Source organism: Streptomyces sp. A0642 (genome assembly GCF_004795105.1).
Taxonomy (GTDB): domain Bacteria; phylum Actinomycetota; class Actinomycetes; order Streptomycetales; family Streptomycetaceae; genus Streptomyces.
Genome location: NZ_SSBL01000002.1, coordinates 75,273 through 88,142, shown reverse-complemented (window position 1 = coordinate 88,142; position 12,870 = coordinate 75,273). Strand labels below are relative to the sequence as shown.

Genomic DNA, 12,870 nt, shown 5'->3' with positions numbered 1-12,870 from the left:
CTCTGCCGTCGCGCCTCGCGGGGGAGTTGGGCTCGGGCGGGGCTGGTGCGGATGTTGCTGGTGAGGAAGCATGGGCGTGCGCGGTACGGGGGGTCGTCCGCGCAGCCGAGGTACGACTTGAAGAGGGCCGATGACTGACAGGCACGGAGCCCCGACGCCGGTGGACGGGATCGACACGGGTACGCCGCATTCGGCGCGGGTGTGGAACTACTGGCTGGGCGGCAAGGACAACTACGAGGTGGACCGCCGGCTCGGGGCGACGATGGAGGAGCTGTACCCGCAGATCATCGACATAGCGCGCGCCTCCCGGGCGTTCCAGGCCCGGGCGGTGCGCTTCCTGGCCGGTGAGGCGGGGATACGGCAGTTCCTGGATCTCGGCACCGGCCTGCCGACGGCGAACGCGACGCACGAGGTCGCCCAGGGCGTCGAGCCGACGGCACGGATCGTGTACGTGGACAACGACCCGATCGTCCTCGCGCACGCGCGCGCCCTGCTGACCAGCCGTCCCGAGGGGGCGACGGACTACGTGCACGCGGACCTGACGGACGCGAAGACGGTGCTGCGCGAGGCAGCCCGGACGCTGGACCTCGATGAGCCCGTGGCCGTGATGGTGCTCTCGACCCTGGGACACGTCGCCGACTCGGGTGAGGCCGCGGCGCTGCTCCGCAGCTACCTGGACGCGCTGCCCGCGGGCAGTTACCTGATGCTGTGCGACACCATCGGGACTCCGGAGACCGAGGCCGGGTCCGAGGAGTACGCCAGTGGCGGTGCCATGCCGTACATCTCGCGCCCGAAGGAGATCATGGCGACCTTCGCGGACGGACTCGAACTGGTGGAGCCGGGCTTCGGCTCGATCAGTCTGTGGCGCCCCGAGGAGCCCGTCGTCGGTGAGCCGGTCGACCAGTGGGGATTCGTGGCCGCCAAGCGGTAGCCGTCCTACCGGTTGAGCTCCGCCAGCACCCGCAGGGTGTGCGGGTCCGGTGCGGTCACCAGGAGGTCGGTCACCGGGCCCTCGCGCCACAACTCCAGCCGTTCCGCGATGCGTTCGCGGGGGCCGACGAGCGAGATCTCGTCGGCGAACGCATCCGGCACGGCCAGCACCGCCTCCTGCTTCCGGCCCTCGAGGAACAGCCGCTGGATCCGCCGCGCCTCCTCCTCGTACCCCATCCGCGCCATCAGGTCCGCGTGGAAGTTGCGGGCCGCGGCGCCCATGCCGCCGATGTAGAAGCCGAGCATCGCCTTCACCGGCAGCAGTCCCTCCGCCACGTCGTCGCAGACCTGTGCGCGGGCCATCGGCGCGATCATGAACCCCTCGGGGAGGCCGCTCAGCGATGCCTCGTACACATCGGTGCGCAGCGGCGACCAGTACAGCGGCAGCCAGCCGTCCGCGATCCGGGTCGTCTGGGCGATGTTCTTCGGCCCCTCCGCACCCAGCAGCACCGGCAGGTCGGCACGCAGCGGATGCGTGATCGGCTTCAGCGGCTTGCCGAGGCCGGTGGCGTCCGGGCCGCGGTACGGATGCGGGTGGAAGCGGCCGTCCAGGGCCACGGGCGCCTCCCGGCGGAGCACCTGACGCACCACGTCGACGTACTCGCGGGTCGCGGTGAGCGGGCTGCGGGGGAAGGGCCGCCCGTACCAGCCCTCCACCACCTGCGGACCGGACAGCCCGAGGCCGAGCATCATCCGGCCACCGGAGAGGTGGTCCAGGGTCAGGGCGTGCATCGCGGTCGCGGTCGGGGTGCGGGCCGCCATCTGCGCGAGGGCGGTGCCCAGCCGGATGCGGGAGGTGTGGGCGGCGATCCAGGTCAGCGGGGTGAAGGCGTCCGAGCCCCAGGCCTCCGCCGTCCACACCGAGGCGTAGCCCAGCTCCTCCGCCCGACGGGCGAGATCCAGGTGGGCCGGGTTCGGGCCGCGGCCCCAGTATCCGAGAGCGAGTCCGAGCCGCATCGCGCCGCCTCCAAGGGTTACTGACGGTACATCAGACGCAGTCGGAGGGTACGGCAGCGGCCCCCCGCCCGGAAGGGGCGGAGGGCCGCTGTCGAGGGGTCGTGCGCCGGGGCGTCAGCCCCGCTGGATGCCCGTGGTGTCCTGGAGCACACCACGACGGCCGTCCTGCGTCTGGGCGATGAGGCCCGGGCCGCGCTGCTCGACCGCGAGGTACCAGGTGCCCGGCGCCAGTTCGGCGATCGGGGCCGGCGAACCGTCCTCGCCGTACAGCGGACGCGCCACCGGCACCGCGAACCAGAACGGGGTGAAGTCACCGGCGGGCGCCGCCTGCTGGGCGGGCGCCTGGGCCTGCTGCGGCTCGGGGTGGCCCGGCTGCGGCTGACCGCCGAACGCCGGAGCCTGGCCCTGCGGCTGGCCGCCGTAGGACGGCTGCTGGGCACCCGGGTAGCCATAGCCCTGGCCCGGCTGCCCACCGTACGGCGGCTGCACGGCCTGCGGTTTCGGAGCGCCTGCCAGCGGGGCCTTGAGGGCCGGCACCAGCGGGGAGGCGACCGCGCCCGCGGCCAGTGCGAGCGAGGCGATCAGGCCGAGGATCAGGCCGGCGCCCGCGTCGATCTGGCCGAGGTCGATGATGGTCCAGAACAGGCTCCACGCGGTGAACACCGTGGCGGCGACACCGAACTGGGCGAGATCGAGACCGGCGACCTTGCGCGGCTGGGGCTGCGAGCGGGACAGCACGATCAGGGCGGCGCCGATCACCCCGACCATGTAGACGCCGATCGCGTTGCCCAGGGAGTCCCAGGAGTTGGGCGCGTCGACGCTGGTGCTTCCGTAGTCGAAGTAGTCGAGGAAAGAGGCGATGAACAGCACGACCGCTGCTCCGATCACCACGCCATCGCCTCGAGTGAGGGAGCGGATATTCACGTGAAGGTCCTTAGTCGGTCGTCTCGTCGGGGCGGTCGTCGCTGCCACCGGTACGGCGGGTACGGCGCGAAGCTCGGGAGCGGCCCCCCATCGTACGGATGAATCTATCGTCTGCCCGGGCGGGTTGTGCCCCTGCCCGGTCCTTGGGCGGGCATCCTCCCGAATTCACCGCAGAACCCCCTCGTGAGGCCTGCCCGCGCAAGGCGCCGGCCCGTGCGGACGAGGTCGTTCTACCCCTTGAGGTAGCTGGTGATGCCGTCCGCGATGCCCTGGGCGGCCTTCTGGCGCCAGCCCGCACTCGTCAGAAGGGCGGCGTCCTTCGGATCACGCATATTGCCGCATTCGATGAAGACTTTGGGGACGGTCGACAAATTCAGTCCGCCGAGATCCTTGCGGATGTCCAGACCGGTATGGCCGCCGACGTAATTGGAAGGCGCACTTCCGGTAGCGCGTACGAAAAGTCCGGCGATCCGGGTCCCCAGATCGCGCGAAGGACCCACGATCTCCGAGGTGTCCGCAGCGCCGCCGTGCACCAGTGCGGGAAGAATCACATGGAAGCCGCGGTTCCCCACGGCCGAACCGTCCGCGTGGACCGAGACGACCGCGTCCGCCCCGGCCTTGTTGCCGATCCGCGCCCGCTCGTCGACACACGGCCCGAACGCCCGGTCGCCGTCGTACGTCAGGATCACCTTCGCCCCCTGCGCCCGGAGCAGCGTCCGCAGGCGGTGCGAGACATCGAGGGTGAACCGGGCCTCCGCGTAACCGGCGTCGGTGGAGGTGCCGGTGGTGTCGCACTCCTTGTGCCCGGTGCCGATGTCGACCTGGCGGTTGATCTCGGCGGTGTGCAGGTGGTTGTCCGGATTGTGGCCCGGGTCGACGACGACCGTCTTCCCGGACAGCGGCCCCGACGGTGAGGGGGCAGGGGGCTTCTTCGACGGGGGCGTGCTCGTACGCGCCGGTGACGGCGACGCCGGGGAGGCCGGCGCGGACGCGGCCGCCGAGGACGGAACCGCGTCGCCGCCCTTCCCGGGCTGTGCCTGCGCGGCGCCGCCACCGCCGCAGCCGGCCGCGCCCAGACAGAGCAGGGTCAGACCCGCGGCGGCCGCGAGGGCCGGGCGGCGGTGGGTGGGGGGAGCACTCTCGTCGTGACGCACCCGGCGATGCTATCGGGGAGGCCGCACGGTGTCCGGAGAGATCGCGGTCCGGTCCGGACGAAGCCGCCCGCGGGGCCGCACGGTGTCCGGAGAGATCGCGGTCCGCTCCGGACGAAGGCGTCCGCGGGGCCGCAGGGCGTCCGAGAGGTTCAGATCCCCGTTCCCGTACGCCGCAGCACCCGCAGCGAATCGGTGACGGAGATCTCGGTGAACGCCCCCGACTCCAGCGCCCGCAGATACACCCGGTACGGGGCCTGGCCGCCGTGCGCCGGGTCGGGGAAGACGTCGTGGATCACCAGCAGCCCGCCGTCGGCGACATGCGGCGCCCAGCCCTCGTAGTCGCCGCCCGCGTGCTCGTCGGTGTGGCCGCCGTCGATGAAGACGAGGCCGAGACGGCCGCCCCACACGGCCGCGACCTGCGGGGACCGCCCCACCAGCGCCACCACGTGCTCCTCCAGGCCGGCCGCGTGCAGCGTCCGGCGGAAGGTGGGCAGCGTGTCCATCCGGCCCACCTCGGGGTCGACCACCGTCGGGTCGTGGTACTCCCAGCCGGGCTGCTGCTCCTCGCTGCCCCGGTGGTGGTCGACGGTGAGCGCCGTGACCCCCGCCGCACGGGCCGCGTCGGCGAGCAGGATGGTCGAGCGCCCGCAGTACGTTCCCACCTCCAGCAGCGGCAGACCGAGCGCGGCGGCTTCGGCGGCGGCCGCGTACAGCGCGAGCCCCTCACCCACCGGCATGAAGCCCTTGGCGGCCTGGAACGCGGCGAGAATCTCCGGCTTGGGCTCGGCGGCCATGGGGTTCCTCCTGGTGGGACGGGTCGTGTCGACGGCGCCCCATCGTGCCGCACACCCCCGCCGACATGGTCGGCGGGGGTGTGCGGCCGCGGGAGACAGGTCGGCAGCTCCGCCAGGGCCGGTCATGACACGGACACGGGGGCGGCAGCTCCTTCCGGCTGCCGGGCGCGCTCTGCCGGACCGGCCTGCCGGGTGGTGTCACGGAGGCGGGTCCAGGGCGCCCGCCCCGCCCGGCTGTCCGCCGGCGGCGCGCAGCCGCGGGAACTCCCGGCGGGGACGGACCTCTCTCATCCGCTCACGACCGCGCCGCGGTCCGGCGCTCCGGCGCGCTGACCGACAGCACCAGGTCGCTCTCGCCCCGAGGTCCGTGAGGCCCGTCCGCCGGGTAGGACACGGGACGGGCCCGCGGCGCGTACCCGGCGGCCGATCCGGCCAGGACGAAGCTGCCGTGGCCGGGGGCGGCGAGGGCGTAGCGGCCCTGCGCGTCCGTCGTGGTGAGCCCGGCCTGCCGGCCGTGCCGGTCGATCAGGGTGACATTGGCGCCGGCCACCGGCGTCCCGTCGTCCTCCAGCACCCGGCCGCGGAAGCCGTCGGAGTCGGCGAACGGGTGCGGGACGGGGGGCAGCGGCTCTCCGGCATCGCGCGCGGCCGCGTCGGCGGCGCTGCTCGCCAGGAGCACCGGTGCGGCGGCCTTCCGGGGCGACGGCAGGAACGCGGCCAGGACGAGACCGACCAGCACCGCACCCGTCGCGATCATGAACGAGGTCCGGAAACCCTCCATGCTGGGGACGGTGACCGGTCCCATCCGCACCGAGGTGTTCGCCAGCACCATCCCGATGACCGCGCTCGACACCGAGGTGCCGATCGAGCGCATCAGGGTGTTCAGGCCGTTGGCCGCGCCCGTCTCCGAGGCGTCGACGGCACCGATGATCAGCGCGGGCAGCGAGGAGTACGCCAGCCCGATGCCGGCCCCGAGCAGCACCGCGATCACGATGGTCTGCCAGGCGGCGCTCATCAGACCGAGCCCGGCCCCGTAACCGATCGCGATGACCAGCATGCCGAGCATCAGCGACACCTTGGGGCCGTACCGGGCCGAGATCCGGGCGTACAGCGGGGCCACGAACATCATCGTCAGGCCGAGCGGGGCGACGCACAGGCCCGCGACGACCATGGACTGGCCGAGGCCGTAGCCGGTCGACGTCGGCAGCTGGAGCAGCTGCGGAAGGACCAGCGAGACGGCGTAGAACGCGACGCCGACCATGATCGAGGCGAGGTTGGTGAGCAGCACCTCGCGCCGGACCGTGGTCCGCAGATCGACCAGCGGCGCCTCGCTGCGCAGCTCGAACACGCCCCAGAGCACGAGGACCACCACACTGGCGGCTATCAGGCCGAGCGTGGTGCCCGAGGTCCAGCCCCAGTCGCTGCCCTTGGTGATCGGCAGCAGCAGGAGGACCAGGCCGAGCGAGAGGCCGAGCGCGCCCGTGACGTCGAACCGTCCGGGAGCGCGCAGCGAGGTCTCCGGCACCACCAGCACGGTCAGCGCCATGGCCAGCACGCCGAGACCGGCCGAGCCGAAGAAGAGGGTGTGCCAGTCGGCGTGCTGGGCGACCAGCGCGGCGGCGGGCAGGGCGAGTCCGCCGCCCACCCCGATCGAGGAACTCATGAGGGCCATCGCCGAACCGAGCTTCTCGCGCGGCAGCTCGTCGCGCATGATGCCGATGCCCAGCGGGATGGCGCCCATCGCGAAGCCCTGGAGCGCACGGCCCACGATCATGATCACGAGATCGTCGGTGAACGCGCAGATCAGCGAGCCGATCACCATCACGGCGAGGCTGGCCAGCAGCATCTTCCGCTTGCCGTTGAGGTCGCCGAGCCGTCCCATGATCGGCGTGGCCACGGCGCCGGCGAGCAGGGTCGCCGTCATCACCCAGGTCGCGTCGGACGGGGCGGTGTGCAGAAGGGCCGGCAGGTCCTTGATGACGGGGACGAGCAGGGTCTGCATCACCGCGACGGTGATGCCCGCGAAGGCGAGCACGGGGACGATGCCGCGGCCCCCCTTCGACACCCCCGGATCGGGAAGCTCCGCGGCGGGCTGTTCGTACGTCGTCTGTGGCATGCGTGCGGCCTCCGGGCGGCGGAAGAGGGCGGGGCGGGTGCGGAGTGCGGACCCTGCGGCGGGCAGGGCTGCGATCCCGGCGGTCAGCGCTGACCGCCACGTAGGTGCAGGGTGAACCTTCCGCGGGGTCCGCGGTATTCCGGTGGCCAGGGCAAGAACAGGTCAAGACGACCGGCCCGGTCCGGCCGGAACCTCATCTGACCTTCCGTCAGATTGAAACGTGTTCTACTCTTGCGCCGTTCCAGTGGCTGCGACCGGCGAGGATCCGCATGGGCATCGGAATCACCGAAGAACACAGAGAGCTCGCACGGGCCGTGCGGGGATGGCTGGCCCGGGCCGTACCGCCCGGCGAAGTCCGCTCGCTGCTCGACGCGGATGCCCCCGCCTGCCCCGGCGCGCGCCCCGCGCACTGGGACGGCCTCGCGGAACAGGGGCTGCTCGGCATCCATCTGCCCGAGGCGTACGGGGGCGGGGGCGGCGATCTCCTCGACCTCGCCGTCGTCCTCGAAGAGGCGGGCCGCGCCGCACTGCCCGGCCCCTACCTGGCGAGCGCCCTCGCCTCCGCCGTCCTGCACGCCTCGGGCGCGGGTGACGCCCTCCATGCCCCGGGCGCCGGCGAACTCGTCCGCGGTCTGGCGGCGGGGAGGCGCATCGGGGCCGTCGCGCTCGGTCCCGGCACCCTCACCGCCGTCGCACGCGAGGACGGCCACCTCCTGGACGGCGAACCGCCGCCGGTCCTCTCCGGCGTCGAGGCCGACCTGCTCCTGCTGCCCGCCGCCTCCGCCACCGGCACCCGGTGGTTCGCCGTCGACACCGCGACTCGGGGCCTCACCGTGCGCCCGCACCGCAGCGCCGACCCCACCCGGCCCACCGCCGCGGTCCGTGCCGACCGGGTCCTGGTCCCCGCCGGACGGGCCCTGCCCGCCGACTCCGGCCTCGTCCGCGACCTCGCCGCCGTGCTCCTCGCCGCCGAGGCCTGCGGCACCGCCGCCCGCTCGCTGGAGACCGCCGCCGAACACGCCAAGGTCCGCGAACAGTTCGGCCGCCCCATCGGGCGGTTCCAGGGCGTGAAGCACCTGTGCGCCGACATGCTCGTACGCGTCGAACAGGCCCGTGCCCTGGCCTGGGACGCCGCCCGCGCGGCCGGTGAGCCCCAGGAGGTACGCGGTCTGGCCGCCGCGCTCGCCGCGGCGACCGCCCTGGACGCCGCGTACAGCTGCGCCAAGGACGCTATCCAGATACTCGGCGGCATCGGCTTCACCTGGGAACACGACGCACATCTCCATCTGCGCCGCGCCCTGGTGGCCCGGCAGCTGCTGGGCCCCGGCGACGACCACCGGCAGCGCGCCGTCCGCCTGGCCGCGGGCGGAGTGCGCCGCGAACTCATCCTGGAACTGCCGGAGACGGCGGCCGCGTATCGCTCGGCCGCCCGCGACGCCGTCGCCGCCGCCCGCGGCCTCGACCCGGGAGCCGCCCGCCGCGCCCTCGCCCCCGCCGGCTACGCGGCCCCGCACCTGCCCGAGCCGTACGGACTGGGCGCCGGCCCCGTACAACAGCTGGCCGTGCAGCAGGAGTTGCGTGAGCAGGGCGTCAAGCTGAGCGGCCTGGGGATCGCCACCTGGGTCGTGCCCTCCCTCATCGCCCACGGGACGCCCGAGCAGCAGGACCGCTACCTCCTGCCCACCCTGCGCGGCGACCTCCTGTGGTGCCAGCTGTTCTCCGAACCCGGCGCCGGCTCCGACCTCGCCTCGCTGCGCACCCGCGCCGAGCGGACCCCCGAGGGCTGGCGGATCAACGGCCAGAAGGTGTGGACGAGCGCCGCCCAGTGGGCCGATCACGGCATCCTGCTGGCCAGGACGGACCCGGACGCCCCCAAACACCAGGGGCTCGGCTACTTCCTCGTGGACATGAAGAACACCGAGGGCATCGACATCCGCCCCTCAAGGAGATCACCGGCGACTCCCTCTTCAACGAGGTGTACTTCGACGACGTCCTGCTGCCCGCGGACGCCCTCGTCGGCGAGGCCGGCGGCGGCTGGCAGGTCGCCCGCAACACCCTCGGCAACGAACGCGTCCACATGGCCGACCAGGTGGCCTTCGACACCGGCCTGGAGGCCCTGATCGAGCGCGCGGCCGGACTCGACGGCGCCTGCCGGGCGAGGATCGGGGCCCTGGCCGCCGAGGCGCACGCCCTGGCCTGCATCGGCCTGCGCACCACGCTCCAGCAGGTCTCCGGCGTCGAGCCGGGCGCCGGAGCCTCCGTGCGCAAGCTCGTCCAGACCGTCCACCAGCAGAAGGTCGCCGAGCTCGCCCTCGAACTCCTCGGGCCGGACGGAGCGGTGTGCGAAGGGGCGGGGGAGCGGGCGGTGCACGGCTTCCTGATGTCCCGCTGCCTCACCATCGCGGGCGGTACCACCCAGGTCCAGCTCAATGTCGTCGCCGAGCGCATCCTCGGCCTCCCGCGGGACTGAAGGGACACGATATGAAGGCCTACATAGTCGGCGTCGGCATGACGAAGTTCGAGAAGCCGGAGACCCGCGACTGGCAGTACTGGGACATGGCGGAGGAGGCCGGGACCGCCGCGCTCGCCGATGCCTCGGTCACGTACCAGGACATTGAGCAGGCGGCCGTCGGCTACTGCTTCCAGCCCTCCACCGCCGGGCAGCGCGCCGTCTACGGACTCGGACTGACCGGCATACCCGTCTACAACGTCAACAACAACTGCGCCACCGGCTCCACCGCCCTCATGATGGCCCGCCAGTTCGTCGAGGGGGGCGGCAGCGACTGCGTCCTCGCGCTCGGCTTCGAGAAGATGGCGCGCGGACCACTCGGCCACGGCGGGTCCGACGGCGGTGCGGGCGACTTCAGGACATCCCCGGTGGCCCGGCACTACGGCATCATGGCCGCCGCCCACGGCTTCGAGACGACCCCGCCCACCGCGCAGATCTTCGGCAACGCCGCCCGGGAGCACATGGAGCGCTACGGCACCACGGAGGCACAGCTCGCCGCCGTCGCCGCCAAGAACCACCGTCACTCGGCCGGCAACCCGTACGCCCAGTTCCAGGACCCGTACACGGTCGGCGAGGTCCTCGCTGCCAAAACCGTCCACCGCCCCCTCACCCGGCTCCAGTGCTCGCCGACCTCCGACGGTGCGGCGGCGGCCGTCGTCGTGTCGGAGCGCTTCGCCGACCGGCACGGACTCGGCGAGCGGGCCGTCGAGATCGCCGCCCAGGCCATGACGACCGACACCGAGGACTCCTTCGCCTCCGGAACCTGCATCGACGCGGTCGGCCTGCCCATGTCGCGTGAGGCGGCACGGCAGGTGTACGAGAGTGCCGGCATCGGCGCCGACGACGTCGATGTCATCGAGCTCCACGACTGCTTCTCCATCAACGAACTCCTCACCTACGAGGCCCTCGGGCTGTGCGGCGAGGGCGAGTCCGGAGCGCTCGTCGAGTCCGGCGCCACCACCCACGGCGGCCGGTGGGTGGTGAACCCCTCCGGCGGCCTGATCTCCAAGGGCCACCCGCTCGGCGCCACCGGGATCGCCCAGGCCGCCGAACTCACCTGGCAGCTCCGGGGCGAGGCCGGGCCCCGCCAGGTGCCGGACGCCCGGACCGGGCTCGCCCACAACATCGGCCTCGGCGGCGCGGCGGTGGTGACCCTGTTGCGGCGCTGAGGCGGTGAGGGCCCGGTCCGGGGCCTACGCCCCAGGACCGAGGCCGGAACGGTCCGGAAACCGATGTACGGGGCGCGGGGCGGCTGCGAGTATGACGCCCATGGTTGACGTCTCGACGCCCACACGCCGTACCGGCGGCACCCGGACCCGCACCTGGGCGGTCGTGCTCGCCGCCTGCACCGGCCAGTTCCTCGTCGTCCTCGACGTGTCCGTCGTCAATGTGGCCCTCCCGTCCATGCGCACGGACCTCGGGCTGAGCGCCGCCGGGCTGCAGTGGGTGCTCAACGCGTACTCCATCGCCTTCGCCGGGTTCATGCTGCTCGGGGGCCGGGCCGCCGACCTGTACGGCCGCAAGCGGATGTTCCTCGTCGGCCTCGGCCTGTTCACCGCCGCCTCCCTCGCCGGCGGGCTCGCCCAGGAGGGCTGGCAGTTGCTCGCCGCCCGGGCCGCCCAGGGACTCGGCGCGGCGGTGCTCGCCCCCGCGACGCTCACCCTGCTCACCGCGGCCGTCCCCGAGGGGCCCGCCAGGGCCAGGGCCATCGGCACCTGGATGGCCGTCGGCGCGGGCGGCGGCGCGGCCGGCGGACTGATCGGCGGGGCGCTCACCGACGCCCTGTCCTGGCGGTGGGTCCTGCTCATCAACGTGCCCGTCGGGGTGCTCGTCCTGATCGGCGCGACGCTGTGGCTCGCCGAGGGCCGGGCCGGTGACCGCGGCCGGATCGACCTCCCGGGGGCCCTGCTCGTCACGGCGGGCCTGGCCTCGGTCGCGTACGGCATCGTGCAGACCGAGGAATCGGGCTGGACCGCCGCCGCGACCCTGGTGCCGCTGCTGGGCGGCGTGGCCCTGCTCGCGCTGTTCGCCCTGGTGGAGGCCCGGACGGCGAAGCCGCTGATGCCTCTGCGAGTGCTGGGGGTGCGGGCGGTCGCGTCGGCGAACGCGGCGATGCTGGTGATCGGCTCGGCCACGTTCTCGATGTGGTACTTCATGACCGTGTACGCGCAGAACGTGCTGGACTACTCACCGCTGAGGGCGGGACTCGCCCTGATGCCCACCTCGGTGGCCATCGTGGTCGGCTCCAAGTGCGCGCCGCGGCTGATGGCCCGTACCGGCGCGAAGAACCTGGCGCTGATCGGCACGTCGATGGCCGCCGCGGGCTTCGGCTGGCAGTCCACGATGACGGCCGACGGCTCCTACCTCACGGCGGTCTGCCTGCCCGGCGTCCTGATGATGGCCGGCACCGGCCTCGCGGCCACCCCGCTCGCCTCCCTCGCCATCTCCGGCGCGGCCCCCGGCGAAGCGGGCCTGGTCTCCGGTCTCGTCAACACCTCCCGCACGATGGGCGGCGCGCTCGGCCTGGCCGTGCTCTCCACGGTCGCCGCCGCCCGCACGGCCGGCTCCACGGACGCGGTGGAACTCACGGCCGGCTACGCCCTGGCCTTCCGGACGGCGGGCGGCGTCCTGCTCGGCGGGCTGCTGCTGATGGTCTTCTGGCTGCCGCGCCACGGGTCGGCGAAGAGCTGAGGGCCGGGCACCCGTCAGAGCCACCCCTGCTGACGGGCCGCCCGGACCGCCTCCATCCGGTTGCGGGTGCCCGTCTTCCCGATCGCCGAGGACAGGTAGTTGCGGACCGTCGACTCCGACAGGTGCAGCTTGAGCGCGATGTCGGCGACCGTCGCCCCGTCCACCGAGGCGACCAGCGCGTCGCGCTCGCGCGCGGTCAGCGGGCTCGGGCCGGCGCTCAGCGCCGCGGCGGCCAGGGCCGGATCGATGACGGTCTCCCCGGCCAGCACCCGGCGGATCGCCGCCGCGAGCTCCTCGACCGGGCCGTCCTTCACCAGGAAACCCGCCGCCCCGGCCTCCATCGCGCGCCGCAGATAGCCGGGCCGGCCGAAGGTGGTGAGGATCAGCACCCGGCAGTCCGGCACCTCCTCCCGCAGGTCGGCGGCCGCGTCCAGCCCGCTGCGGCCCGGCAGTTCGATGTCGAGGAGCGCCACATCGGGCCGCGACGTCAGCGCGGCGGCCACGATCTCGTCGCCCGCACCCACCTGCGCGACCACCTCGATGTCCGGCTCCAGGCCGAGCAGCAGGGCGAGCGCGCCGCGCATCATGCCCTGGTCCTCGGCGAGCAGCACCCGTACGGACTTGGCCGGGCGGTGGTCCTGCGGCATCTCGTTCACGGGAACAGGGTAGGGCGGGTGAGGCGGTGGGGCGCGTCCCGGCAAGGCCGGCCGGGGCCGCGCCGGCCGGCGGCCACGC

9 protein-coding genes and 1 pseudogene are annotated in these 12,870 nt (G+C 73.4%); 4 read left to right on the top strand and 6 right to left on the bottom strand.

What is annotated here, in order from left to right; all coding sequences use genetic code 11:
• Positions 1-130: 130 nt before the first annotated feature.
• Positions 131-931 (top strand): SAM-dependent methyltransferase, encoded by an 801-nt coding sequence (locus E6R60_RS03925; protein ID WP_136324988.1) that lies wholly within the window; start codon positions 131-133, stop codon positions 929-931.
• Between the two features lie 5 nt (positions 932-936).
• On the opposite strand, the gene E6R60_RS03920 is transcribed toward E6R60_RS03925, so the two are convergent.
• From E6R60_RS03920 to E6R60_RS03900, 5 genes are all read right to left on the bottom strand, one after another.
• Positions 937-1,947: an LLM class F420-dependent oxidoreductase gene (locus E6R60_RS03920; protein ID WP_136324987.1), complete on the bottom strand. Its 1,011-nt coding sequence runs from the start codon at positions 1,945-1,947 to the stop codon at positions 937-939.
• Between the two features lie 114 nt (positions 1,948-2,061).
• Positions 2,062-2,838 carry a DUF5336 domain-containing protein gene (locus E6R60_RS03915; RefSeq protein WP_136324986.1) on the bottom strand — a complete coding sequence of 259 codons (777 nt, stop codon included), beginning with the start codon at positions 2,836-2,838 and terminating at the stop codon, positions 2,062-2,064.
• A gap of 263 nt (positions 2,839-3,101) precedes the next feature.
• The gene (locus E6R60_RS03910; protein ID WP_136324985.1) at positions 3,102-4,025 is read right to left on the bottom strand and encodes an N-acetylmuramoyl-L-alanine amidase; all 924 of its coding nucleotides are present in this window, start codon (positions 4,023-4,025) and stop codon (positions 3,102-3,104) included.
• A gap of 149 nt (positions 4,026-4,174) precedes the next feature.
• Entirely contained in the window at positions 4,175-4,819 is a 645-nt protein-coding gene (locus E6R60_RS03905) for a class I SAM-dependent methyltransferase (RefSeq protein WP_136324984.1), read from the bottom strand.
• Between the two features lie 295 nt (positions 4,820-5,114).
• Positions 5,115-6,935 carry an MFS transporter gene (locus tag E6R60_RS03900; protein ID WP_136324983.1) on the bottom strand — a complete coding sequence of 607 codons (1,821 nt, stop codon included), beginning with the start codon at positions 6,933-6,935 and terminating at the stop codon, positions 5,115-5,117.
• Positions 6,936-7,204: 269 nt separating this feature from the next.
• Between E6R60_RS03900 and E6R60_RS03895 the strand changes: the two are divergent.
• The 3 genes and pseudogenes from E6R60_RS03895 (at position 7,205) to E6R60_RS03885 (ending at position 12,135) form a co-directional block, all read left to right on the top strand.
• Positions 7,205-9,405: pseudogene (locus E6R60_RS03895) on the top strand (acyl-CoA dehydrogenase).
• 11 nt (positions 9,406-9,416) lie between these two features.
• On the top strand, positions 9,417-10,613 hold the full coding sequence (locus E6R60_RS03890) for a lipid-transfer protein (protein ID WP_136324982.1): 1,197 nt from the start codon (positions 9,417-9,419) through the stop codon (positions 10,611-10,613).
• Between the two features lie 100 nt (positions 10,614-10,713).
• The gene (locus tag E6R60_RS03885) at positions 10,714-12,135 is read left to right on the top strand and encodes an MFS transporter (protein WP_136324981.1); all 1,422 of its coding nucleotides are present in this window, start codon (positions 10,714-10,716) and stop codon (positions 12,133-12,135) included.
• A 14-nt stretch (positions 12,136-12,149) separates the two neighbouring features.
• Here E6R60_RS03885 and E6R60_RS03880 read toward each other — a convergent pair whose 3' ends face one another.
• Complete coding sequence (locus E6R60_RS03880; protein ID WP_136325533.1) at positions 12,150-12,782, bottom strand: response regulator transcription factor; 633 nt, start codon at positions 12,780-12,782, stop codon at positions 12,150-12,152.
• Positions 12,783-12,870 lie beyond the last annotated feature (88 nt).

Coding starts and splice junctions, on each gene's coding strand:
- E6R60_RS03925 (WP_136324988.1), top strand. CDS start 131: ATGACTGACAGGCACGGAGCCCCGACGCCGGTGGACGGGATCGACACG.
- E6R60_RS03885 (WP_136324981.1), top strand. CDS start 10,714: ATGGTTGACGTCTCGACGCCCACACGCCGTACCGGCGGCACCCGGACC.
- E6R60_RS03905 (WP_136324984.1), bottom strand. CDS start 4,819: ATGGCCGCCGAGCCCAAGCCGGAGATTCTCGCCGCGTTCCAGGCCGCC.
- E6R60_RS03890 (WP_136324982.1), top strand. CDS start 9,417: ATGAAGGCCTACATAGTCGGCGTCGGCATGACGAAGTTCGAGAAGCCG.
- E6R60_RS03880 (WP_136325533.1), bottom strand. CDS start 12,782: ATGCCGCAGGACCACCGCCCGGCCAAGTCCGTACGGGTGCTGCTCGCC.
- E6R60_RS03920 (WP_136324987.1), bottom strand. CDS start 1,947: ATGCGGCTCGGACTCGCTCTCGGATACTGGGGCCGCGGCCCGAACCCG.
- E6R60_RS03900 (WP_136324983.1), bottom strand. CDS start 6,935: ATGCCACAGACGACGTACGAACAGCCCGCCGCGGAGCTTCCCGATCCG.